Below are 24,922 nucleotides of genomic sequence, written 5' to 3' on the forward strand. Positions count from 1 at the left end.
ATATAAAGCCTAATTTCTCGTTTACAACACCGAGAAATTAGGCTTTAGTAAGTTATTAACTGCTATTCTGGTTATCTGTAGATCCTATGCTGAGATTTGAAATTGTCATTGATTATTCTCGGTCATAGACGCGTGCTTTAACACTTCGCCCAGCTTATCCACGATTGGTATTATAAACTCTTTCCACAACAAAGGTATCATGCGTAGCAAATCGATCATTAATTCCTTTAAGGCAAGAATTTGCTGCAAACGTGAAATATCTGACTCATTTTATGGCCGGTATCCTCCTTTTGAATAGCCTGATAGATAACGTGATTGACATTATCCACTTCGTTAACGATACGAACTGAAGTTTTTTCCGGAATGTCCCAATGAATGCGTACCCAATTGGCCATACCGAACCCTCCTAAATAGTTTTTAATGAGATTCGTTCTGAGGGAACATCTGAGTACATCGCTTGACTTATTTTTCCTGAAATGCTAATCTGATTTTTAGACTTGCAAGTCAGTTTTTTTTGTGATTTGAGTTCCCCGAATTTTCAGCGAAAGGTAGATCCTATTTTGAGTAAAGATAGAATTATTAAAGCTGCCATTGAGGTGTTTTCTGAGAATGAATACCACCGCGCAAGCATGGATGAAATTGCACTACGTGCGCAGGTAGCCAAAGGCACTCTATACTACAATTTCCCAGGGAAATCCCAATTGTTTAAAACGGTTGTCAAGAGTACTTTTGAGGACTTTATTCGGCGGATTGAGGCTGACCTACATTCTTCCATCCCACTCAAGGATAAAATTCAGCAAACGATTCGTCACCATCTTGATTTGTTTCTGGAATCCCGCCATTTGTCACATGTTGTTTTCAATGATACTTCCAACGGATTTGAGGAAGACGTTCTGGATGAATTAAAACTGCTCAGACAGGAGCATCTCAACTTCTTGGCAAAGATCCTGGAAGAAGGAAAGTGCGATGAAAATTATCTCCGTGATCTTGACTCGAATTTGGCTGCGGTCAGTATTATCGGTACGCTGGAGAGCACTTCGAAGTACTATCTTAGCCATCAGGATGAATATTCCCGCAATGACTTGGAACGTCAAGTCTTTACGATGATTACCATGAGCCTGTTTAATTCGATCGAATAGCACTATTGTACCTTGAAGACTGTCAAAGATATCAAAATGTTAAATCACACAAATATATAGGAGTTATTTAAAATTATGGGCATAAACAATAAATCCTCAAATCATACTCCTTGGATCTTTTTCTTGTTGGTTTTCATTCTCTCCATTCCGTTCTGGTTGATCGGAATGGCAGCCGAACATTGGCAACAAGAAATTCCGATAAATCTTCCTTTTAGTGCTCTTATGTTTGTGTGTCCTATGATCGCGGCTGTCATCCTCGTCTATAGGAATGACGGTTCAGGCGGCATCAAACAACTATTGAAGAAGTCATTTCATATGAGCATGAAGAACAAGATCTGGTTTGTCCCTCTCTTTCTCTTGATGCCTGTCATTATGATCTGTGTATATGGATTCATGAAATTAATGGGAGAACCGCTTCCTGACTTGCACTTTTCCATCCTGACGGTATTGACCTTCTTCGCGGTATTTTTCATCGCAGCTATATGCGAGGAGATTGGTTGGCAAGGCTATGTTTTCGACATACTGGAAAAACGGTGGCACGCATTAGGGGCCAGCATCGTTCTCGGGGTTATTTGGCAGCTATGGCACGTTATTCCCCATTTTCAAAACCATCATTCGCCAGCATGGATCCTATGGCAGTGCGCGGGTTCCGTTTTTTTGCGGATACTGATCGTTTGGTTTTATAAAAATACGGGCAAAAGTGTACTTGCAGCAGCCATATTTCATGCAATGAATAACGTTTGTTCATTTTTGCTTCCCAATTACGATTCAAGTATCACCCTATTCTCGATCTTTATCGTCACAGCATTAGTAGCTTTAATCGTTACATTTTTATGGGGTTCTAAAACGTTAGCTCAATTTAGATTCATGCGTAATAGCTAACAGGATGAATCATCAGTTCTATATAATCAAAAATACAAAAAAGAAGTCGATTAATCGGGCTTCTTTTTTTTGTTACTGATGCAATTGAAAGCTTCCTTCCATTACCATATATACTTATTATTTATATATCGGACATATAATATATTATTTCTTAATGACTTGTCTCTGTATACTTAGGATGCACCACGAGATTTGGACTATACGAGATTTGGAGATGATTCGTGTGAGAAGAAGTGTGCTGCCCTTGATTGCAATTGTATGTTTATTGATCTCTGCCGCCTGTTCCGGCGTTGGCGGGGGAGAAGCCAAAGAATCGGAAAAGCTGCAAGTTGAAGTGAATCCTGTTCAAGACGTCCTCGTATCCGGCCGCGCCATTCTCATAGATGCCCATATAACGAAGGGAAGCGATCCAATCGTCGATACCGCGCGAGTCGAATTCGAAATATGGAAAAAAGACAGCGCCGAACATGATATGATCACTGCCATTCCAGACCAGGATGGGAATTACCGGATTAAAACGCTGTTCTCTGAAGGCGGGGAGTATTTCGTCAAAGTCCACGTGGAAAATGAAGGGGCGTCGGTAACGACGAGTGAAAAGAAACTGGTCGTTCAAAACGATGAGATGAGCTAAGAATCACCGCTTATTAATGGATAGTACCATTTGGAGGAAGCCGAAAAAAAACGGCTTCCTTTTTTAATCGATAGACGACCATTGACCATTTCAGAGTGGATCTAGCCTTTTTTTGCGATCGAAATAAAATCGCGGATGAATCCCTCCAGATCATCTTTATCATGAGAACAGAGCACGATTTTGTTGGTAAAACTGACGCCAATGACATCCACTTTAGCTAATTCTCCCCGTTTGATGAATGGACTGGCCACAAGAGAGGATACAAAACTGACGCCATATCCGGCGACCACAGCCTGGATGGTTTCATTAAGGCCGTTAAATTGCAGTTCGATCTTTGGTGGGCTGACATCTTGAACGCTGCACAGCTCAAGGAGCCTCTTTCGGGTCGTGCTGCCTTCCTCTCGCATAATAAATGGCTCTTTCACCATGTCTTCCATGGAAATTTGCCTGTTGGCATACTTATGATTTGGCGCAACCACAAATTTGAATTCGTCTTGATATAATTCCAGGCAATGGAGGGAATGGTCATTCTGATTTGTAATTTCGCTATTTCCAAAGATGGCGATATCCGCCTCGTAATTCGTCAATCTTTCAAGTGCAACTTGTGAATTCACCGTCGTAATTTCCACTTCCACTTTCGGATACCTTTGCTTGAATAAGGAAGCCCACTTGGGGATCAAAACGCTGGTCGCTAGGTAATTTCCGGAGAGCCGAAGTTTTCCCTGCGGATGTTTATGATAGTCTTCAATCATGGTTTCGATTTGCTCTTCGAGAAGAAACAGCTTTTCGGTGGGTTTAAACAGCTTTTGGCCAAAAGAGGTCAAAACCAGGTTTCTTCCTTTTTTCTCAAATAAAATGATTTTGTACTGCTTTTCAAAATTCCGAATTTGGGCAGAGATGGCAGGCTGGCTGATATTCAGCCTCTTGGAGGCCTCGGTAACGCTTCCGGCAAGAGCAACGTTATAGAACAGCATCAATGCATGCAGATTGAGAGACAATCCCATCACCTTCTATACATTTTGTTAATACATAATATAAAACATATATTTTTATTTTATACATTACGGACGTATACTTCAATTACCAACAAAGGAGGGAGCAACATGACGACCACCACCATTTATTTCGTAAGACACGGCCAGACCCAGTGGAATGTGGAACAGAAGATGCAGGGGCATATGGACTCACCGTTAACACCTGAAGGCAGACGGCAGGCTGCACGGTTGCGTGACCGGTTACAGACGGTTACGTTTGATGCGATTTTTTCTAGTCCCAGTCCGAGAGCGTTGACAACGGCCCAGATGATTTGCGGAAGCAAATCGGAAAGTATCATTAAATTAGATGAACTGAAGGAAATTCACATGGGGCTGTGGGAAGGACAAAACGTACCAACAATACAGAATGAGCATACCGTTGAGTTTGATCATTTTTTGCATAAGCCTCATTTATACCGTCCAACAGGACAGGGAGAGACCTTCCCGGAGCTGCTGGATCGGGCGGTAATCGCTGTGGAAAGAATCCTGCTAAGCTGCCCAGGAGGAACCGTTCTGATCGTAACCCACCGCATGACCTTAAAAACGTTAATGAACCATTATTCCGGAATGCAGTTGAGCGACATGGGGAATTTGCCGGATGTTCCTTCAGCGAGCTTAAGCAAAATTGTATTTCATGATTCTCATCCATTCATCGAGTTGTACGGAGACACCTCTCATTACGAGGTAAGCGCAGAAGTGTTACCGGAATAAGGGGAGGATGCATGAACACGAAGAAAAGGAAAAATCTCTTGGCTTACACGATGGCCTTCGCCATGATTATCCTGATGGCCGCGGCTTCGGAACTTAGTCATAATCATGAGTTCATCCTACCCGAAATCGCAGCCATGGTGATCGCCATGTGGGTCTACCGGGATCCGAATTGGCTCAGGCATCCGCTTCAGATTTTCCTTGCTCCCACACTCACATCCGTGATCGGTTTTACCGTCAATCATCTTCCTGCTGCTTATCTCTGTAAAGTGGGTATCGATTTCATCTTGATTATGGCCTGTTTGCGTTTGATCCAATCCAACTTCGCCCCGTCCCGGTGCGGGAAATCCGCGCGCCGGGTTCTGTGGGGGTTCGGGCCACCAGTTGGGTGGTCCTTACAGCAATAGAATGGCAGCACCAATCATTGGGGTGAGGACCATGCAGGTTTTCAGCCAGACAACGGGTACCCGCTTCGTAAACTTTGCCCCCACATACGAGCCGGACATCGTACCGATCACAACAGCGGCGAGCAGTTGAACATCCAGGTACCCGATCGAGAAGTACCCGGCTCCTCCAGCCAGTGCGATTGGCATAATGACCAGCATGGTCGTGCCTGCGGCAAAACGCATCGACATGCCGAGGATCAGCATAAGCCCTAACTGGATGAAAGGGGTGGAGCCGATTCCGAACAGCCCCGATAAGGCGCCGGTGATGAGTCCGATGAGCAGCGCCTGCAGCCAGTATCGGAAGTCATGGACGACGGATGGCATCGAGTTCCCGGAAGCCTTCGACCGACGTGAGACGTACAGCATCCTGAACCATAAGGCTAGTCCAGAGGCGAACAGCATACCGGATGTCATGAAGCCCAGCTTATCCTCGGGAATAAGCGAGGACCAGCCCGAGCTGACCCATGCCCCTGCCGCACCGGCCAAGCCGACGACGGCCCCCGTCTTCAGTACCATGTTCCCTTCCCGGTAATGGCTGACAGAACCGGAAAGCGACGAGAAGAACATCGCAGCCAGTGCGGTACCCAGCGCGGTATGAATGGGATAACCGAATACGACGGTTAGGATGGAGATAATGAAACCTGAGCCGCCTGCACCTACAAAACCGAGAAGGAGTCCGAGCAGCACCATAACGAGGGCAATATCGACCAACTGCATCAGACTATCCTCAAAACCTGATGAGGAACGCCGATCCCAGCCGGAACCGGCAGGTCATAGCGAACGCAGCAGTTTTGGTCCAGTACCATGGTGGGGTGCCCGCTCCCATAGACGGTCCAAACCGGCAGCGCACGGATATTTGGGTCTCCGCTCTGTATGAATGCAACCCATGCTTCCCGCATGGCGCGTGCCAGCGCATAGCTCTCAGCTGCTACAGCATACGGATCCTCATTGGTGGGCATTTCGGACATAGGATTGCGGGTTACCACCGCATGGATGAGACTGCCTTCATAACCATGTATCGCGCCTAGCGAGCCGCCGCCTTGGAGCCGATACATCCATACCGATGTTCCGGACGATGCCACGGCTTCTGCGAACTGCATCGCTCCAATCGTATAGAGATGTTCGGTCAATGCTTTGCTCCACGCTTCACCCGATGCCATCGATTGCTCATAACGAGCATAAGTATTCCACGCCACAGCGGCATTCCCTCCGAAGAATCGTTCGAGCGTCTCGAAAGCCGGAGACTGAAGCACGGGATCGTTATGGATAAAAATAGCCGCTTCATTCTCATTCGTGCCGATCAGCAGCGGTGGAAGGTCGGCGTTCCCGGCTAGACTCGCCAGCGGATCCAACGGAATGACATGGCCATCGGCAACCGGGCCGAACATATGCAGACTGCGCGAGGTGTCGGAGCCGATCGCCGACTGCGCTTCGATGATTCTCTCCGCAGGCAGTTCAAGCAGCTGATGCGCCTGCGCTTGCGATAACCCCAGCTCTTCAAGCAGCCGGAGAGTCGTGACATTGGCGGTTTGGCAATCCCGTATCGACTGCGTTGCGCCGCTTTGGGCAATGGCCCGGTGAAATAAGCCCTGTGCCGCTTCCATCACGTAGAGGGTGGCGGTACACTTGGCCCCGGCAGAGTTGCCAATGACGGTTACGCGCGACGGGTCGCCGCCGAAAGCGGCAATATTAAGCTGGACCCATTGGAGGGCAGCAGCGATATCCAGCATTCCATTGTTACCGGAGGTTTCATACTTTTTGCCCAGCACTCCTCCCAAATATAAGAAACCTAGCGCACCAAGCCGATAATTGATCGATACGTAGACGATTCCATCCTCTGCTGCATATCGTGATCCATCACACTCCGCTCCGTTGCCCGATACGAAACCGCCGCCATGGATATAGACCATGACTGGCTTTAGCTTATCGCTTGCACCTGAAGTCCACACGTTCAAGTTTAGGCAGTCTTCGGACTGCACAAGCTCCGGCATGCAGCTTTGCGGATTATGCTTCTGCGGTGCGATAGGTCCGAATTGATTGCACTGCCTCACGCCCGGCCAGGAGAGCGGAGGTGCCGGAGGCTTGAATCTTCGCTTACCGATTGGCGGGGCTGCATAAGGGATGCCCCGGAATACATACGAACCTTTTAATCTTTCGCCTGCAACTTTTCCTGATAATATCTGTACGATCAAGTTGATTGTCCCCTATCCTTACGATTTGAGACTATTATATCTTGTATATTTCATGAACCCTAATATATATTGAATTATATTAATAATAACTTACAGGTTATGTATTGTGGAAAGTGGGGATCGGAATGGAACTGTTGCAATTAAAGTATTTTCAGACTGCCGCCCGCATGCAGCACATGACAAAAGCAGCCCATAGCCTACATATCTCTCAGCCGGCACTTAGCAAAATGATCGCGTCGCTTGAAGCCGAGCTGGGAACCAAGCTGTTCAAACGGGAGCGTAAAACGATACGGCTGAACGAGCACGGCAAGCTGTTTCTGCATCAAGTGGATATCGCGCTGCAAGCGCTGGAGGATGGAAAGCTGCAGCTGCAGGATGCTAATGGCAGCGTCCCCGCCGCCATCACGCTTGATGTTCGCGTCTCCTCGCATTTACTGCCGGATCTATTGGCTGATTTCCGCAAAGAATGGCCGAATGCAGAGTTTCAATTACAGCAGCATGTTTCGTCATTCGAAGGTATGCCGAGCTTCGATTTGTGCCTATCCGATGGCGCAACACCACCAAAGGGAACAGCGTCGGTCTGCTTGCTCGAAGAGGATATCGTGGTTGCCGTTCCCGCCGGGCACCCGCTCGCGGATCGGAACCATGTCAGCTTGCAGGAGCTTAAGGAAGAGAGCTTCATTACCCTGCCTCCGGGAAAATCGTTGCGTGAAACAACCGATGCCTTTTGCCGTCTTGCCGGATTTATCCCCCATATCCGATTTGAGAGCGACGATCCCGCCACCGTCCGAGGATTAATTCGAGCCGGTCAGGGTGTTGCCTTCCTGCCAGCCGTTACGTGGGGCGGATCAACCGGACCGGATGTCGTCCAACTGCGGCTCGAAGAAAGCTGGTGCAAACGCTCAATCTCCTTGTCTTGGCCCGAGGACCGATACCTCATGCATACTGCGGTACTGTTCAGGGATTTCATCATTCGATACTTCGCAAGACTGGCCGAATCGCACCGGCAGGACATCGCTCGAAGAGGATTCTAGCCTGTTTTTCTTATCCGTGTTGGAATTATTGTAAAAATCAAAAGCGAGAAGGAGGCGTCTTAAGTGGCAACCAAGCAGCCTCCCAGGCTAACCAATGAGGATTACCAATTGCAGCCCCACGCGCCTGTTCAGGTGTTCCACGGCATTCATCCGGGGACAATTCCGCTGCATTGGCATGAATTTTACGAGCTGAGTTATGTGGTTTCCGGAAAAGGCGAACACAGGCTCAACGGTTCGTCGTATCCGTTGTCTTCTGGAACCATCTTCTTGCTGACGCCAGCCGATTTTCATGAGCTGGCTTCCGTGGAAGAGGAACCACTTGAAATTTATAATGTCATTTTCACCGAGGCTATGATGGATGATAACGTCTACCATTGGTTATTCGGCGGGAAACTTTTGCTGCAAGCACAGCTTGAGGAGAAGCGGCTCTCAGGGGTATTCGCTGACTATGAACGGATGAGGGAGGAAAACGGAACCTGGCGGGAAGGCAGCGAGATCGTGATCCGGGCTACGCTTCAGCGGCTGTTGGTGGATCTGTATCGTGGCAGCGCCGCAAATCGCATTCAGCCCACGAACGGGACGAGAGATCGGCAGCTCAACTTAAACCTGCAAAAAGCTCTGATCTACATTCATCATCATTTCCGTGAGGATTTGAGATTGGAGGATGCAGCTGGCCAGGCCCAATACTCGGCTACTTATTTCAGCGAGTGTTTCTCGAAATCTGTGGGGCAATCTTTTCAACGTTATCTGCAAAATGTCAGAATGCAATTCGCCGAATCGCTGCTTCAGGCATCCTCGCTGCCCGTTACCGAAATTTGTTATGTCTCCGGCTTTAATACATTGGGGCATTTTGAAAGGGTGTTTCGTCAGCGAAAAGGAATGTCCCCCCGACAGTACCGCAACAAGGCAGAGATAACCGAAGATATGCAGCATTTATCCTAACGAATGCGCAGTATGGCTCTGATCGTCCGGGATATAATGACCACAGTTAACGAAATCCCTACTTGACTGGAGGTTATGATGATGACAACGCAAGCCCTTTCGAAGCAAGAAGTTGAGTTTTATAAGGAAAATGGGTACTACTTGTACAAGAAACCGCTCTTTAGTGCCGAAAAAATGCAGGTTCTGACATCGATCTTTGAAGAGCAGCTGGAGGAGAAGGGCAGTAAATTATCCGACGAGCTGGATACGCCGCATTTCCGTGACGAAAGGCTGCTCGATTTTCTGTTATCCGATGAGGTACTGGATCTGGTTGAACCGATCATTGGTCCGAACATCGGGTTGTGGTCCAGCCACTTTATCTGTAAAGATCCGCATGTCGGACGTGCTACGCCATGGCATGAGGATTCGGCTTACTGGAACGGCAGATTAAGCAGCTTCGACAAAATTATCACCGTATGGTTGGCGATCGACCGCAGTTGGAAGGAAAACGGATGCATGCGGGTCATTCCAGGTACGCACCGTAACGGTTTCTCGGACTATGAGGAAGTAGATCGGGCGAGCAATTTGTTCGACACCCAAATTAAGAGCGGTTCCGTCGATGAGTCTCAAGCGGTTTACTTCGAGTTGGAAGCGGGAGAATGCTCACTTCACGATTCGCGCATCATTCATGGCGCAGCCCCGAATACTAGCCCGTACCGTCGCTGCGGCTACACCATGCGGTATTTCTCGACGGAAGCGCTGGTCTATCCGGATAAGAACCCGGGCTTTAAAGTGTGGCTGGCCCGCGGAAAGAATATAGCCGGAACGAAATTCGTCAACGAATAACCTGAAGGGGAAAAGGAGACTTCGCGAATTGAATATTCAGCTGTATAAAGCCCTATGGGGCATGGAAGGAAGCTACAGGGACCAATTGACGCGGGCTGCACAAGCCGGTTACGCGGGGATTGAAGCCCCGCTGCCTCCTCGGGATCTGGAACGCGAATTCAAAGACCTGCTTGCCGAACTGCAGCTTCACTATATTGCACAGGTGGTCACTGCCGTTCCCCATCAAGAAACCTTCGCTGAGCAGGTTCGCCGGGCAACCGATTTCGATCCGAAGCTGATTGTATCCCATAGTGCCCGCGACGGCATGAAGATAGAGGACCAGTTGCGTTTTTTCGAAGCTGCGTTGAAGATCGAGCAAGGGGTCGGCATTACCATCGGACACGAAACCCACCGATCGCGGGCGATGTTCACGCCATGGACGACGCGCCGCTTGCTGGAGGAATTCCCTGAGCTGAGCATTACGGCTGATTTCAGCCATTGGTGCTGTGTGACGGAGACCATGCTGGAGGATTATGCGGAAGACATGGAGGTCGCTATTCGCCGTGCCGTCCATATACACGCGCGCATAGGTTACGCTCAGGGGCCGCAGGTTCCCCATCCCGGAGCGCCCGAATATAGCCGGGAACTGGCCGCATTTGAAACGTGGTGGAAACGAATTATCCAATACCGGAGCGAGCAAGGGTTCAGCTATACCAGCATGACGCCTGAATTCGGGCCTGCCAATTCCGGTTACATGCATACGCTGCCCTTCACAGGAGCTCCTGTTACTGATCTATGGGAAGTAAACGAGTGGATGGCCAAGAGGATTTCGGAACGGATGACACCATAAAAAAAGAAACCAAAACAAGCCGGACCATGAAGGTTCCGGCTTGTTATTCGTGCTTTGGAAAGGCAACCTTGTCCAATCCTTCACGTACGGCCGACAGCCATCCAACTTATTAGAATAAAACAATACCGGCAGCGCCGGCCATGAGAAGTATCAACAACGGGTGAAGTTTATACTTCAGCAAGAGAAATAAACAGGCTCCGCAAATCAGCAGTGTAGGAATGAGGCCCTGAATGAGCCCTTCACCCTCATCGGGATACCCAAAATGAATAGCTGCATATATAATGAGTCCTGTCGTTACGGGACGCAGGCCATATAAAGAAGATTGTACATATGGATTGCCCCGCATGCGATAGAAGAGGGCGGACAGCAGCACGATGACGACCAACGACGGCAGGATGATGCCCGCAGTTGCGACGGCGGCTCCGATATAGCCGGCGGACTGATAGCCAATCAGCGTAGCGGCATTGGTGGCGATCGAACCGGGCGCCATGCCGGCCAGCGCCACAGTCTGCTGGAATTCCGCAGCAGTCAGCAGTCCTTTTTCCGCTACCTCCTTCTGAATGACCGGGATTACCGCATAACCGCCGCCAAAGGACACGAGGCCTACACTTATGAACATCATGAACAAGTCCCAATACATGTTTCAATCGCCCCGATTCGTTTCGCTCAAATGTAATATTCCAGTTCCGGGCAGCTGTTGATCCCTGCCTTCTTCTCTGTATTCGCTTGAAGGCCCAGCCGTTTTTTTATCTGAATGACAGCCATTCCGCATAGTAAGCTTAGCGCAATAAGATAGAGGGGGTGCACCCCTGTAAACAGCATCACGGATACGGTGGCTAGGGCGGATATCGTTGTCGTTGCATCAAAGACGGCATGTTTGGCCATCCGGTAAGCCGCGACAGCGATCAACGCAATAACGGCGCCATGCATCCCCTTTAAGGCAGCTTCAACCTTGGGTTGATCCCGAAAATACACGGCACCTACGCTGATCAGGATCACAATCAAAAACGTGGGGCATGTCACGCCAAGCACGGCCGAAACAGCCCCGGCAATGCCGGCTTGCCGGTGGCCGATCATCGCGGCCGCATTTACGCCGACTCCTCCAGGAGCGGAACCGGCAAGCGAGATAAGTTCACCGATTTCCTCCTCGTTTACCCACTTTTTCTTGCTCACCACTTCGTGCTCAATTATGGGCAGCATCGCATATCCGCCTCCGAAGGTGGAAGGCCCGATGCGAAAGAAGGCCCAAAATAGCCGGGCCAGCAGCGTTAACCGTTCTTTCAGCCTGCTAAAGTATGCGTTTTTCCTTTCCATTAGGCGTGATGAATTCTCGGCATCGGCATCGGCTCCTTGCCAAGCTCGGCCCAGATGTATTTGAGCAGAAGCTCTGCCTTCAGCTGCTCGTACCCCGCTTCGTCCCATAAATTGCGCAGCTCGCCGGGATCTGCATCTAGGTCAAAGAGCTCGCCGTAGGTTTGATTGTAATAAACGGTGATTTTATAGCGCTGCTCGATGTACGTTTTTTGATGAATTGTCGAAGGCTCGTGCCGGAATTCGCAGATAGCGTGCTGCCGCGCGGCGTCCGCGTTACCGAGCCACACTTCCTTTTGGTCGATGCCCGTCATCGCTGGCGGGATCGGTATATTGCAGAAGGAGAGGAAGGTAGGGGCCAGGTCGACCAGGGACTGCATTGCAGTTGTCCTTTTTCCGGCAGGCACCCGTCCTGGATATCGTGCAATGAATGGAAGCTTGATCAAATCCTCGTAATGGAATCCGCCCTTGGCTTGAAGGCCATGCTGGCCGAAGAAATGTCCATGATCAGTGGTGAAGACAACGATTGTATCCTCGGTCAGTCCCAGTTCATCCAGTTTATCGAGAATGCTGCCGATATATTTATCCATCATGCTGATCATGCCGTAATACACGGCGACCAGCTTCTTCTTGTCGTACTCCGTTAACCTGGATTTCGAACCGTATTCGTAATAGTGATGGGAACGGTAGCCGTGAATGCCGAACCCGGTTTCAGCGAGATGTGAAAAATCCGGATCTTCTTCCTGCGTCAAGCGGAAGTGCGGCGGATTGCGGTCATGCTCACCTGGCGTCAGGGATGGGATCGTGAGTTGTTCCGGATCGTACATCGAAGCCCATGGTTCCGGTACCAGATATTCCGGGTGCGGGTCGAAGAAACTAGCCCACATAAAGAAATGATCATCTGCCTTCTTATATTGGTCCAAAAGCGAATTGGTTCGCTCGGCGATCCAGGTGTTGTAGTGGTATTTTTCCGGGATGGGCCAGGTGTATGTTTTGGAAGGATCCATGGTTCCCGTAGGCGGCAGGAAGTACTCCCGCCAATTGACGCATCCTTGCTCCTCGAGCCATAGGGCATAATGTTGTCCGACATGGGCCTCATTCGTATGGTTGCGGGCCAGCTCGACGTGATCGAATCCGTAAAATGGCCCGTTAAAATTCCGCCAATACTCCAAATCTTGAAGAATCGGGTAGGCCTCCACGGATGGGTAATCTTCCGTTGATTTCAACGGCTGAAAATGCGCTTTTCCCACCAGTGCGGTCCGGTAGCCTGCGTCTTGGAAGCTCTCTCCTACGGTATGGCGGTCTTCCAGCAGTTTTGTCCCCAAGGTCCATGCTCCATGCTGGCTCGGGTACTGCCCCGTAATGATGGAGGCTCGACTCGGCGTGCAGGTGGGATTGGGGCAATACGCCCGATCGAACGTTGTCCCTTGACGCGCAAGACGGTCCAGGTTGGGCGTAGAGATTTCAGGCTGAAATGCTCCGATTGTATTCCAATGCTGCTGATCGCTTGTGATTAGCAAAATGTTAGGTCTTCTCGACAAGTGTAATCCCCTCCTAGTATGATGATATTGAAAATAACGGGTTATAAAAATAGCTGTGTGTTATATTTTTGTTGTCATTTTGTTATTCTTAATAGAAAAATGAAGGAAGAGGAGGGAGTCATGATGCAGGAATACGAATATGAATATGCGGAATTCATCTATTATACGCCGGGATATTTGGATAAAGAGGAACAGATCTGGCCTGTCCGGGCGGGGCGAAGCATTGCCAAGCCCAATTACAGAGTCGGACCGAAGCGAATCGAGTGTTATAGCCTGCATTTTGTACATGAAGGCATGGTGCGGCTAGAGTTCGATGACAAACGAGTGGATCTGCAAAAGAATGATCTGTTCTGCCTGTTTCCGGGCCGGACCTATTATTATCACATGCTTCCCGCGGATACACCGCTTCAGATGAGCTGGTTGGCAGTGGACGGGAACAGGGTCAATCCATTGCTTGCGCTGGCCGGCTTATTTCCGGAAAGCCCGTTCGGCAAACAGATGATATCCTCTAAGGTCAAAGAATCCTCCGAACGCGTGATTGATGCCCTGGCCGGTGTCGAGCGCTGGAAACCGGCGGTATCGCTGGAGCTGCACGGCTTGATTTATGGACTGCTCGCCGGCATGGTCCCGGATATGGCTTCCGCACAGCCGACGGAACTAGCGGGATGGATTCACGAGTGTTTGGATTATATGGAGCTGCATGCTACCGAGGGGATTTCCGTACAACAGGTTGCCGAATTCGCGGGGGTGCATCGGTCGTACTTCTCCAATATGTTCACCCATCAGGTAGGAATGCCGCCGTTAAAATACCTTCAGCGCATACGAATGGAAAAGGCAAAACGGTTGTTACAAGAAACGGACGCAACGATTACCGAGATTGCGTTGTCTCTCGGCTATCCGAATTTGTATTCGTTCACCAGGGCTTTCAAGATCTATTATAAGGTGCCTCCCATAACCATGCGCGGAGCTCGATGCTGACCTTATGGACGGCAATATGTTTTTGTAAACGTTTACGAACTATTTCTTCTGATCTGGAAAAAGGAGACACGCGCCATGAAACTCTCTACGATTCAAAGGTGGATATCACCCAGACGAAGTATTCAGGGGAAAATTTTCATTGCGTTCAGTGCGGTTACGCTCGTGTCCATCGTCTCCATTACGGTCATCGTATATATGAGCATGCGCGAGACGATCATGCAAAATGCGATCACCTCGGTTTCGGACAGCATCAGGCAGGCGGATGAATCACTGAATATGATGCTGGAAGAGATCGACCGGCTGAACACCGTCGTGGTGACCAACAAAAATACGGTGATCGACACCTTACTGAGCCCTCATGAAGAAATTAGCTATGAATGGTTTCAAGAGCAGAAACGGATCGATGAGTTTCTATCCGTGCTGATCGATTACAAGCCTTATATTTCACGGATTGCCGTGGTCGGTTTGAACGGCAAGGTGTTTTTCTCGGGTGGTCCGTGGCTGGACAAGACGGTCTTGGGGAGCGGAATGATGGATTACATGCTCCAGAATGGATCGCGTCATGCGTATTTCAAGCAGACCGGGGTGTCGGATGCCATCACGATCGGGCGGGAGATCCGATATAACCGGGAACCGATCGGGGTTGTCATGGTGGATTTGAATTATGATTTCATCCAAAAAACATACGGGGTGAAGCCTACCACCGATAGCATGATCTACGTGCTGGACAAGCAGGGCGGGTTTGTCTATGAGGCCGAATCGGCGCCGTCCTTTGCCCCGTCGTTCGAGAAGATCCTCAGCATCCACGGAGAACTCGCAGGGAATGGGGATGCCATCAAGCAAGCCATTGACGGCAGAGACTACATCGTTGTCAGCCGCCAATCCGGTTATACGGGATGGACTACCCTGGCTTTGATACCGATGGATTCGCTGCTTAGCGAATCGACAAAGCTCCGTAAACTGTTGGCGGAGGTATCGGTTATCGTCTTCATCGTTGTCCTGATCGGTTCGCTGCAGGTATCTTCCCGAATCACCCTTAATATCCGGAGGTTGAAGTCATTAATGATGTTTGTGAAGGAAGGGAATCTGACGTTTCCGAGAAAAGAGATAACAAGCGAAGACGAGACCGGGCAGCTGTACCGCGTCTTTATCAGCATGGTGGAGGAATTGAAGCGACTGCTGGAAGGGATCCGGGTCAGCGAGAAGGAGAAGCGGGCGGCTGAGTTAACGGCGCTTCAGGCGCAAATTCATCCCCATTTTTTATACAACTCGCTGAACACGATCAAGTATTTGGCCAAGATGAATGGCGTGCCGAATATCGAAGAGGTGTCCGGATCGCTGATTGAGCTCATGCGCGGCGTTCTGGGCAATTCGAGTGAATTTCTGACGGTGAGGGAGGAGCTGGATTATGTTGAACGCTATATCTCGATCGTGAAGTACAGGTATATGGAGCCGATCCGAATGGTCACCCAGATCGAGGACGACGTTTTGCTGGAATGCCGGGTGCTGAAGCTGATGCTGCAGCCCCTTGTGGAGAATGCCATCATTCATGGAATCGGAGCGATGGAGCAGGAAGGGCTCGTGCTGATACGCGTATGCGATGAGGGGAGCGATCTGAGGATTGAAGTGATCGACAATGGCAAGGGCATAACGGAAGGGCAAAGGGCACACCTGCTGGGTGAGACGGGCAAGAAGGGGGAAACCTCCCGTTTTAGCGGTATGGGCGTGCGCAATGTGCATGAGCGGATCGTTCACATGTACGGCGATTCGTACGGCGTCAAGCTGTACAGTGAGCCGGGTTTATATACAAAGGCCGAGATCCGGCTGCCGAAAACAATGGAGAGTAAGGACAAATCCCGACAAGAGGTGATATAAAGCTATGTTTCAAGTGCTGCTCGTTGATGATGAGCCGCTCGTGCGGCATGATCTGCGAACGTTATTGGACTGGAATGAGCATGGATTCGAATTATGCGGCCAAGCGCATAACGGATTGATGGCCTTGGCCATGATTGAGCAGTCTCCCCCGCATATTGCGATCATTGACGTGAATATGCCCGAAATGAACGGCGTAGAGCTCAACCGGGCAATTAAAGAACGGTTTCCGTTCATTCAGACGATTATGCTCAGTAGCTTTGATGATTATGACTACGTGCGGGAGTGCCTGAAGAACGGCTCCATCGATTATCTGTTGAAGCATCGGCTGGACGGTGCAGCGCTAGTCACCTTATTAAACAAAGCGGTCCTGGAATTGCGGCAGGAAGATCGGTTGCTGGAAGAACGCATGACTCACGAGGCCGTGGCCGAAAGGCCGAGTCCCGTGCTGCTCCGTGATTATATCGTGTATCTCGTTAGCGGGAGGAAGGATGCAACCATGGAGGTTAAGGCTTTCTCACAAAAAAACCGCCTGTACCCCCACGCCTTAAGCTATGCGGCAGCGGCTGTGCAGATTGTTCCGTTTCTGCTGCTGACGGAGTCATACAGCGACGTGCAAACGAACCGGCTGGTTCAGCAGGTGGTCGATATGATGCAGCAGAGCTTGGGTGATATTCAGGAGCGGACGGCAGCTTACGTGGAGGATGGACGGTTTATTGTCGTGTTTGCGTTCAAGGAGCGGAGCGAACATGCCATAAAGAATGAGATAGCCGGACGGATGAGGAAGCTTCAGCATGCGCTTGAGCTGTTCCTTAATCTAAAATGCGTGGTCTCCGTCGGACATGTATGCACCAGCTTGTCACAACTTGGCTCAAGTTATAGCTCCTCTGAGCGGATGCTCGACGCTTCCACCATGGAGCCGTCCGGAAGCCATGCGGCACCAAGGATGCCGGGCCGGGCGGGGGGACTTGCAGGCGGCAACCATCAGCGCGTATCTTTGACGATCGAGGAACACAAACAGCTGCTGCTTTCGATTGAACGACTGGACATCGAAGGCGTGCACGGTTTAATCGCCTCTGTTTTTGCTTCGATCCGTCATCTTCCGGTCCATTCGCATACGATCCAGATGATCGTCAGTGAGCTCATGCAAACCGGGGATAAGGCGTGGAAGACATGGATGCCATCTGTTGGAGCCGCGAAGGAGAAGCTTCCTTCAAGAAGCGAGCTCGGAAGAATCGGCAGTGTCGGGGAGCTGGTGCAATGGCTGCAATCCTACTATGCGGACTTGCTTGCCCTGCTGAAGCAGCATCGTGCGGCGGGACCGTATTCCCGCCATGTCACGCAGGCTGTTCATTTTATTCTGGAGAGGTATCCGGGTTATGTCACGCTGGAGCTTGCCGCGGGTGCCATCGGCCTGAACTCTTCTTATTTAAGCCGAATCTTCAAGGAAGAAACGCAGCGAACGTTCTCGGAGTATCTGAATCAAGTTCGGATCGACGCAGGGCGGAAGCTGCTGGAAAGCGGCAAATACTCGATCAAGGAAATCAGCAATCAAGTGGGTTTTACGACCCATAACTATTTTTTTAAAGTATTCAAGGAAATAACGGGGGTAACCCCACAGGAGTATTTGAACCGCTTGGGAAGAGGATAGGCCAAAAACCAAGTATTCAGATCGGCAGAAGAGCCGTGCGGGGAGGCCGCCTCTCACAAACCGTAAAATATGTGGAGTAAATGGTCATATTTTTGTAATGGGCCGTCTTGAAGGGTGAATTATAATAATCACACACCAATAGTAAACGCTTACAAATGGCGTTTGGTGAATGAAGGGATATGGGGGTCGCTTATTTATGCGTAAACGCTGGGGAAGAAACGCGGTCATCACAATGATCGCTTCCAGCTTGATGCTGGCTGGATGCAGTTCCGATGGAGGTTCGAAGAAAGAGGCAACACCCGAAGGTACAGAGAATGTGGTTCATGCTACAGGGTTTCCGATTGTAGAGCAGCCCGTGGATCTCAAGATGTTCACCCGGATTGCACCCGTGAACGGTCCGTTCAAAGAGATGCCGGTATTTCAGGATTACGAGAAATTGAGCAATGTGAAGGTTGAATTCATTGAAGCGCCGACGGATGGTTTCCAGGAGAAGAAAAATCTGTTGTTCGCCTCCAATGAGCTGCCTGATGCCTTGTTCCGTTCCGGCCTATCCCCGCTCGAGGCCGTTCGCTACGGATCGGCAGGGCAATTGATTCCGCTGGAAGGCCTTATCGATGAATATGCGCCGAATCTGAAAAAATTGATGGAGCAATATCCCGAAATTCGCTCGGGCATCACGACGCCGGAGGGGCATATCTATGCGATTCCGGGCATTGTAACACTGGGCGCGGCACGGACGGATAAGAAATGGATCAACCAGATGTGGCTGGAGAAGCTGAATCTGGAGGTGCCGGAGACGACGGAAGAATTGTATGAAGTGCTGCTGGCCTTCCGTGACGGGGACCCGAACGGCAACGGTAAACAGGACGAAATCCCGATGACGGCTCGGCTCGGATTGCCGGTTGTGGCCGCAATGAGCGGATCATTCGGACTGGATTCCCAGCTCGGCTATAACGTCAATATCGAGAATGACAAAGTCAGCATCTGGATGGGCAGCGACAAGAATAAAGAGATGCTCATGTACTTAAACAAGCTTTACAAGGAGAAGCTTCTGGATCCTGAGATATTCTCACACACCGAAGCGCAATATTTGGCCAAGCAGGGGTCGGGCAATGCGGGATTCTTCTTTGACCAGACCAACAATAATTTCTTGTCGATCCAGGACCAGTATACCGGAATCGCGCCTCCGGCTGGCCCGAACGGAGATCGGATGCAAAGCCAGGCCTTGCCGATTGCGCGGGATTTTGGAGCCTTTGCCATCACGTCCATTAATAAGTACCCGGAAGTAACGATGCGCTGGATCGACTATTTCTATAGTGACGAAGGATCGACGCTTCTGAGGTTCGGCAGGGAAGGAGAGCATTATGAGCTCAAGGACGGGATTCCGTTCTATACCGAGGATTTCCTGAAGGATATTACCAATCAGGCCAAAATCACGCCTTACGCCGGGGGAGGGGCACCTCATCTCATCAGCGAGCAGGTTTCTTCTTTCATCAATCCGCCGCAGGTACAGGAGGCGCAGCAGAAGCTGGATCCGTTCATGCCGGAGGTTCGTTATGCGGCTCCGATGTTTGATGAGCAAACCGCACAGCAGGTCAACATCCTGCGAAACGATATCGACAAATATTACGAAGAGCAAAGCACGAAATTCATTGTTGGCGCGCTTAGCTTCGACAAATGGGGAGAATTCCAATCCACGCTCAAGAAGATGAAAGTAGACGAGCTGGAGAAATTGTATCAGGATGCCTATGACAAGATGCAGAAATAATGCTGGTACATCATGGATAAGGAGTGGATGCCCTTGAAGCGTGTCAAAGCCGATACATCAATGGCTCTGCCTCGAAGCGATTCGAGGCGGGGTTCCCGTCTTTTAAGGCAAATGGCCAAGCGATATGACCTATATCTCATGCTGCTTCTGCCAGTCATCTGGTATCTGGTCTTTCATTATGGTCCGTTGTACGGGCTGCAAATCGCGTTTAAAAATTTTAATCCGGCAAAAGGTATCCTCGGCAGCAGCTGGGAGGGCTTCGGGCATTTCGAACGTTTCTTTGATTCGTATTATTTTTGGCGGCTGCTGTGGAATACGCTGTCCATCAATTTGTTTTCCTTGTTGATCGCCTTCCCGATTCCGATCTTGCTGGCGTTGATCATCAATGAAATACGCAACAAGACTTTCAGCAAATGGCTGCAGAACATTACGTACATTCCGCATTTTATTTCGGTGGTTGTGATCGTGGGCATTCTGAACGTGTTCCTCTCGCCCAATAGCGGTCCGATCAATCAGTTGATTGAGGCCGTTGGCGGTACGCCGATCCGCTTTCTTGAGGAAGCCGGCTGGTTCAAGACCATCTTTATCGGTTCTAATATCTGGCAGAACATGGGGTGGCAGTCCATCATCTATATAGCGGCACTGAGCGGGGTGAACCCGCAGCTCTACGAGGCGGCCAAGATGGACGGGGCATCGAGGCTGCGGCGCATTTGGCACATCTCTTTACCGGGAATCGCGCCTGTCGTTATCATTTTGCTTATTTTGGATATCGGCCATTTCATGAACATTGGCTTTGAGAAAATATTGTTGATGCAGAACAACTTGAATCTGGAATCGAGCGACGTCATTTCCACGTTTGTCTACACGACAGGCATTTTAAAGGGAGAATACAGTTACACGGCAGCGATCGGGCTGTTTAATTCGGTCATCAATCTGATCCTGCTGCTGTTCGTAAACCGGATTGCGCGCAAGACGTCAGAGACAAGCTTATGGTAAAGGAGGGGACGCGCCATGCCCAAGCCGTCGATAGTAAAAGAAGCCGCGAATGAGCGGGTATTCGATGTCATTATATACGTGATTGCCTCGATCATTATCGTCATTGTGCTGTACCCGTTGATTTTTATTGTCAGCGCTTCGTTCAGTGATCCGACAAGGGTATTGAATGGCGAAGTTTGGCTGCTGCCGAAAAGCGTCACGCTGGATGCCTACACGAATATATTGCAAAACGAAAAGATTTGGATAGGATATCGCAACACGATCTTCTATACGATCGTCGGTACAGTGATCAATATTATCATGACGATCTTGGCGGCCTACCCGCTATCGAGGCCTGACCTTCCGGGGCGCAATGCCATCATGGTGTTTATCACGCTGACCATGTTCTTCAGCGGAGGGTTGATTCCAACGTATCTGCTGGTCAAGGATTTGGGAATGGTCGATACGATGTGGGCGCTGATTGTTCCCGGCGCCATTGCGACTTACAATCTGATTGTGATGAGGACCTATTTCCAATCGAGCATTCCCTGGGAGCTGCAGGAGGCCGCCCATATCGACGGCTGCTCCAACTGGAGGCTGCTTTTCAGTATCATTCTGCCTCTGTCCAAGCCGATCCTGGCAGTCATGGTTTTGTTTTATGCGGTAGGTCACTGGAATTCATTCTTTAATGCGCTCATCTATATTCGCAACGAGAATTTGCACCCGCTTCAACTGGTGCTGCGCGAAATTTTGCTGATCAGCCAATCCGCTTCCGTGGACGGTAGCGTTGGACTGGAGGATAAAATTTTACTTGCCGAGAGTATTAAATACGCGGTAATTATCGTCTCAAGTTTACCTGTACTGTTGATGTATCCGTTCGTGCAGCGGCATTTCGTTAAAGGCGTCATGATTGGCTCGATTAAAGGTTGATTTCCGATACCGATCGTACGGGCCAGCCTAAAATTCCTTTGGGAGGTTTTATGTTGAAAACGAACGCAACGATTACCATTAATTGCAGCCGAAAGAGCGATCATACGATCAATCCTTATCTGTTCGGGCATTTTGTGGAGGATATTCGGGACCATATGGAGGCGATGCTCGCGTTTCCGCTGAAGGACATGGATTTTGAAAGCGATGCAGAAACGAAGACACCGGTATCGGGAAGCTGGCGCCCCTATACCAACGGGCGTAACACCAGGTACGCGATGGAAGCCCCGGCACCCCGGCATTCGGGACGCGCCCAGCGCATCCGCATCCTGAGCGATGACGAAGCCTATGCCGGCATTGCGCAGAAAGCGGCATTAAAGGGTCCGATGAAGTATACGGTCCGGCTTGTTGCCCGCGCTTCCATTGAGCTTCAATACGTAACGGTCGATGTCGTGGACCGGCGCACGGAAGAAACGCTTGGACAGCTTCGCGTGGAGCTGGGCAGCCACAACTGGCAGGAATACGAGGGAGAGCTGTCCATAACACGCGCTTGCAGCGATGCCGAGATCCGGGTGTATGTTCCGGCCGAGCATCCAAGGTGGATCGATCACGTATCCACCGGCATGCTCTGGATCGATCACGTGTCTCTGCTGCCGATCGATAGCATTGCGATGGTGAAGCGTGAAGTGATCGAGATGACGAGAGGACTGAATGCGGGCATGATGAGGCTCGCGGGCAATTACATCAGCGCATACCATTGGGAGCATGGCATCGGCCCGGTTCTGGAGCGACCGGTCATGTACAATGAGGCTTGGGGAGGATGGACCAGCAAATATTTCGGAACGGACGAATTCATCCGCTTTTGCCGCGAGCTGCAGGTGGAACCTTTGATATGCGTGAACGATGGATCGGGTACACCTGAAGAAGCCGCACAGTGGATCGAATACTGCAACGGAAGCGCGGAAACGCCGATGGGGGCTTTACGAACCCAAAACGGCTTCCCTGAGCCGTATAACGTCAAGTATTGGGAAATCGGCAACGAAGTATGGGGCCAATGGCAGGTCGGCACTTGTACGGCAGACCGGTTTGCGAAGCGGACGATCTCGTTTGCCAAGGCTATGAAGGAGGCGGACGCTTCCATCGTGCTGCTGGCCTGCGGGCATTACGAGCAGGAATGGAACCGAACCGTGCTGGATCTGGCAGGCGAGTATATGGATTATTTGACACTGCATTTGTATCACGGCTACGGACCTTTCGGCATGAACCGCGAAACGCCGGCGGAGGAACGCTATAAGGCGATTGCCTCTTATCCCGAGTGGACCCGGCACCATATCCGTCAAACGACGGAGTTGATCCGATCCCAGTCGAAGCACAGCCACGTGAAGCTGGCGATCACCGAATACAACACGATGTACTATCCGAATACGGTGCGAAAAGGGCTGCCTAACGAACATACGCTGGGAGCCGCGGTGGCCAATGCCGCCAACCTGAACGAAATGATTCGCTGCAGCGACATGGTGCATATCGGCAGCTTCTCCGATCTTGTGAATGGCTGGCTTGGAGGATGCATCCGGGTCGGGGACTACTATGCGGATCAGTATTGCGGCAAGGAGCCCGGATGGAGCGGGCTTCCGCTCACGGTATACGGGACGCCGACCTATGAAGTGTTAAAGCTTTACGCGAATCGGGACGTCCGGCGTATTCTCCCCGTCCAAGCGGAATGCGGAACTTTCTCCGTGGCATCAAGCAAGAAGACGCCTGTGGAGCTTGGCGCGCTTTTGGACCTGGACATTGTGGCCGGGACGAATGACGACGGCAGCAAAGTAACCGTATTTATCGTTAACCGAAGTCTGGAGGAGGTAACGGCCGTGCTGGATCTGCAGGCCTTCGAGGCTTCCGGGGAAACGATCCTTTATGAAATCACCGGCAATTCTTACGATGATATTAACTCCGTATTCCAGCCGGATCATATTGTGTGCAAGGAAAGCAGGGTGCCGGTAGAAGCATGGCGCCAAGGTTACAACTTGCGGCCTTCATCCGTTTACGCGCTTGAATTCAAAGCGAGTGTATAGTGGCGGAAGGTACAGAGGAATGATGTAAGCTCCATAACAAATCGTTGCACCAAAAAAGTCGGACTGCGCTGGCAGTTTCCGGCTTTTTGTGGTGCAGGTGGATGGTTTAGGCTCCGCCTGGATCATGATAGATGACCCTGCAAAGGAAAACGGAATTATAAAGGATTCATCGTTTAACTTATTTTGGGGAAGTGTAAATACAGACTAAACACAAGGATGGGGTGATTCAGATGTCAAACGAAACCGTAGTGAACCAAGAAGCGGTCGAGACCGTGAAGGATATTATTAAGGATATTGAAACAGCGATGTTCTCCACGATATCGGAGGGCGGGATCAATTCCAGACCGATGCAAACGCAGGATATCGAATTCGACGGCGATTTGTGGTTTTTAACGAAAAGGGACACCAGCAAATATCAAGAAATTATGGCTAATCCCAACGTCAATGTCGCTTATGTCGGCAACTCCTATGTATCGATTCGGGGAACGGCCCAAGTCGTGGATGACCTTGAGCGGAAAAAGGCGCTTTGGAATGCGGCATATGAGAAGTTTCTGCAAACGTCCTACGACGATCCCAACATTATTTTGATCAAGGTGGATACAGATACTGCGGAGTATTGGGAAACCGGGAACAAAACGAAAACGGTGAAAGCCTTCTTCAAAAAAATGGTGGGCCAACAGCCGGAGGGTGACTCGGATATTAACAAAACCGTCGATCTCCATGGATAACGAAATACGTAACAACATGATGGAAAAACCGCAGGATCCAGCCACGATCCTGCGGTTTTTTCCTGTAAGTTGAACCAGCCTGCACGGATCCCTCTAGACGAATGCCATTATGGTTATGAATGGATGAACAATAGATGAAGCGTACATTTTAATACATAACAGGGTATATTTAGTACCGCCTGGGAATATACCTCATCAAACAAGTGAGAATTATGTGAATTCGTGCTGGGACCCGCCCTCAACCATAACGTGCAACTGGATGGTTTGAGGGCTGCCATGATATAATTTTTTCATAAATATGAAAAATAGATTCCAGGAGAGGAGGTAGTACATTGGGAAGGCGTTATTGCAAATGGATCAAATTGCGGAATTAGGCTGTAATATTCTCATCTGCGAACTACCTCTTTTTCATGGAAATATCGTATATAGACATGACC

Annotated in this window: 24 protein-coding genes; 17 read left to right on the forward strand and 7 right to left on the reverse strand. The window is 50.0% G+C overall.

Features of this window, described 5'->3' with window-relative positions:
* Positions 1-227: 227 nt before the first annotated feature.
* Positions 228-395: a hypothetical protein gene (locus MKY48_RS03995; protein ID WP_339292322.1), complete on the reverse strand. Its 168-nt coding sequence runs from the start codon at positions 393-395 to the stop codon at positions 228-230.
* Between the two features lie 165 nt (positions 396-560).
* On the opposite strand from MKY48_RS03995, the gene MKY48_RS04000 reads away from it, so the two are divergent.
* From MKY48_RS04000 to MKY48_RS04010, 3 genes are all read left to right on the forward strand, one after another.
* On the forward strand, positions 561-1,139 hold the full coding sequence (locus MKY48_RS04000) for a TetR/AcrR family transcriptional regulator (RefSeq protein WP_339292323.1): 579 nt from the start codon (positions 561-563) through the stop codon (positions 1,137-1,139).
* 75 nt (positions 1,140-1,214) lie between these two features.
* Positions 1,215-2,021, forward strand: coding sequence for a type II CAAX endopeptidase family protein (locus tag MKY48_RS04005; protein WP_339292324.1), 807 nt, complete (start codon positions 1,215-1,217; stop codon positions 2,019-2,021).
* Positions 2,022-2,244: 223 nt separating this feature from the next.
* On the forward strand, positions 2,245-2,652 hold the full coding sequence (locus MKY48_RS04010) for a FixH family protein (RefSeq protein ID WP_339292325.1): 408 nt from the start codon (positions 2,245-2,247) through the stop codon (positions 2,650-2,652).
* Positions 2,653-2,753: 101 nt separating this feature from the next.
* On the opposite strand, the gene MKY48_RS04015 is transcribed toward MKY48_RS04010, so the two are convergent.
* Positions 2,754-3,650 carry a LysR family transcriptional regulator gene (locus MKY48_RS04015; RefSeq protein ID WP_339292326.1) on the reverse strand — a complete coding sequence of 299 codons (897 nt, stop codon included), beginning with the start codon at positions 3,648-3,650 and terminating at the stop codon, positions 2,754-2,756.
* Between the two features lie 105 nt (positions 3,651-3,755).
* Here MKY48_RS04015 and MKY48_RS04020 point away from each other — a divergent pair, with 105 nt between their 5' ends.
* Together MKY48_RS04020 and MKY48_RS04025 are read left to right on the forward strand one after the other, a co-directional pair.
* On the forward strand, positions 3,756-4,397 hold the full coding sequence (locus tag MKY48_RS04020; protein ID WP_339292327.1) for a histidine phosphatase family protein: 642 nt from the start codon (positions 3,756-3,758) through the stop codon (positions 4,395-4,397).
* An 11-nt stretch (positions 4,398-4,408) separates the two neighbouring features.
* On the forward strand, positions 4,409-4,801 hold the full coding sequence (locus tag MKY48_RS04025; protein WP_339270216.1) for a hypothetical protein: 393 nt from the start codon (positions 4,409-4,411) through the stop codon (positions 4,799-4,801).
* On the opposite strand, the gene MKY48_RS04030 is transcribed toward MKY48_RS04025, so the two are convergent.
* Both MKY48_RS04030 and MKY48_RS04035 read right to left on the reverse strand, forming a co-directional pair.
* A complete protein-coding gene (locus tag MKY48_RS04030) occupies positions 4,790-5,557 on the reverse strand; it encodes a sulfite exporter TauE/SafE family protein (protein WP_339292328.1) in 768 nt (255 codons plus the stop codon). The two genes, MKY48_RS04025 and MKY48_RS04030, sit on opposite strands and share 12 nt — an antisense overlap.
* Positions 5,557-7,032: a carboxylesterase family protein gene (locus MKY48_RS04035; RefSeq protein WP_339292329.1), complete on the reverse strand. Its 1,476-nt coding sequence runs from the start codon at positions 7,030-7,032 to the stop codon at positions 5,557-5,559. Before MKY48_RS04035 ends, MKY48_RS04030 begins: the two co-directional genes overlap by 1 nt.
* Positions 7,033-7,157: 125 nt before the next feature.
* Between MKY48_RS04035 and MKY48_RS04040 the strand changes: the two genes are divergently transcribed.
* The 4 genes from MKY48_RS04040 to MKY48_RS04055 all read left to right on the forward strand — a co-directional run bounded on the left by MKY48_RS04040 (position 7,158) and on the right by MKY48_RS04055 (position 10,662).
* Complete coding sequence (locus MKY48_RS04040) at positions 7,158-8,066, forward strand: LysR family transcriptional regulator (RefSeq protein ID WP_339270221.1); 909 nt, start codon at positions 7,158-7,160, stop codon at positions 8,064-8,066.
* A 63-nt stretch (positions 8,067-8,129) separates the two neighbouring features.
* Positions 8,130-9,008 (forward strand): AraC family transcriptional regulator, encoded by an 879-nt coding sequence (locus MKY48_RS04045; RefSeq protein ID WP_339292330.1) that lies wholly within the window; start codon positions 8,130-8,132, stop codon positions 9,006-9,008.
* A 78-nt stretch (positions 9,009-9,086) separates the two neighbouring features.
* A complete protein-coding gene (locus MKY48_RS04050) occupies positions 9,087-9,833 on the forward strand; it encodes a phytanoyl-CoA dioxygenase family protein (protein WP_076325975.1) in 747 nt (248 codons plus the stop codon).
* A gap of 28 nt (positions 9,834-9,861) precedes the next feature.
* Positions 9,862-10,662: a TIM barrel protein gene (locus tag MKY48_RS04055; RefSeq protein WP_339292331.1), complete on the forward strand. Its 801-nt coding sequence runs from the start codon at positions 9,862-9,864 to the stop codon at positions 10,660-10,662.
* Between the two features lie 109 nt (positions 10,663-10,771).
* On the opposite strand, the gene MKY48_RS04060 is transcribed toward MKY48_RS04055, so the two are convergent.
* The 3 genes from MKY48_RS04060 to MKY48_RS04070 are packed head-to-tail and all read right to left on the reverse strand — an operon-like array spanning position 10,772 to position 13,514.
* On the reverse strand, positions 10,772-11,302 hold the full coding sequence (locus MKY48_RS04060) for a chromate transporter (RefSeq protein ID WP_339292332.1): 531 nt from the start codon (positions 11,300-11,302) through the stop codon (positions 10,772-10,774).
* 26 nt (positions 11,303-11,328) lie between these two features.
* The gene (locus MKY48_RS04065; RefSeq protein ID WP_339292333.1) at positions 11,329-11,976 is read right to left on the reverse strand and encodes a chromate transporter; all 648 of its coding nucleotides are present in this window, start codon (positions 11,974-11,976) and stop codon (positions 11,329-11,331) included.
* A complete protein-coding gene (locus tag MKY48_RS04070; protein ID WP_339292334.1) occupies positions 11,976-13,514 on the reverse strand; it encodes a sulfatase-like hydrolase/transferase in 1,539 nt (512 codons plus the stop codon). The genes MKY48_RS04065 and MKY48_RS04070 overlap by 1 nt, the downstream gene beginning before the upstream one ends.
* Positions 13,515-13,637: 123 nt before the next feature.
* Between MKY48_RS04070 and MKY48_RS04075 the strand changes: the two genes are divergently transcribed.
* The 8 genes from MKY48_RS04075 (at position 13,638) to MKY48_RS04110 (ending at position 24,485) form a co-directional block, all read left to right on the forward strand.
* Positions 13,638-14,492 (forward strand): AraC family transcriptional regulator, encoded by an 855-nt coding sequence (locus tag MKY48_RS04075; RefSeq protein WP_339292335.1) that lies wholly within the window; start codon positions 13,638-13,640, stop codon positions 14,490-14,492.
* 75 nt (positions 14,493-14,567) lie between these two features.
* Positions 14,568-16,367, forward strand: coding sequence for a sensor histidine kinase (locus MKY48_RS04080; RefSeq protein WP_339292336.1), 1,800 nt, complete (start codon positions 14,568-14,570; stop codon positions 16,365-16,367).
* 4 nt (positions 16,368-16,371) lie between these two features.
* The gene (locus MKY48_RS04085; protein ID WP_339292337.1) at positions 16,372-18,015 is read left to right on the forward strand and encodes a response regulator; all 1,644 of its coding nucleotides are present in this window, start codon (positions 16,372-16,374) and stop codon (positions 18,013-18,015) included.
* A 196-nt stretch (positions 18,016-18,211) separates the two neighbouring features.
* Positions 18,212-19,783: an extracellular solute-binding protein gene (locus MKY48_RS04090; RefSeq protein WP_339292338.1), complete on the forward strand. Its 1,572-nt coding sequence runs from the start codon at positions 18,212-18,214 to the stop codon at positions 19,781-19,783.
* 33 nt (positions 19,784-19,816) lie between these two features.
* Complete coding sequence (locus MKY48_RS04095; RefSeq protein ID WP_339292339.1) at positions 19,817-20,779, forward strand: ABC transporter permease subunit; 963 nt, start codon at positions 19,817-19,819, stop codon at positions 20,777-20,779.
* Positions 20,780-20,794: 15 nt separating this feature from the next.
* Positions 20,795-21,688: a carbohydrate ABC transporter permease gene (locus MKY48_RS04100; RefSeq protein WP_339270239.1), complete on the forward strand. Its 894-nt coding sequence runs from the start codon at positions 20,795-20,797 to the stop codon at positions 21,686-21,688.
* 53 nt (positions 21,689-21,741) lie between these two features.
* The gene (locus MKY48_RS04105) at positions 21,742-23,757 is read left to right on the forward strand and encodes an alpha-L-arabinofuranosidase C-terminal domain-containing protein (protein ID WP_339273390.1); all 2,016 of its coding nucleotides are present in this window, start codon (positions 21,742-21,744) and stop codon (positions 23,755-23,757) included.
* 230 nt (positions 23,758-23,987) lie between these two features.
* Positions 23,988-24,485, forward strand: coding sequence for a pyridoxamine 5'-phosphate oxidase family protein (locus MKY48_RS04110; RefSeq protein ID WP_339270241.1), 498 nt, complete (start codon positions 23,988-23,990; stop codon positions 24,483-24,485).
* Positions 24,486-24,922: the final 437 nt, after the last annotated feature.

The sequence above is a fragment of the Paenibacillus sp. FSL W8-0187 genome (assembly GCF_037969755.1).
In the GTDB taxonomy this organism is placed as follows: Bacteria; Bacillota; Bacilli; order Paenibacillales; family Paenibacillaceae; genus Paenibacillus_AQ.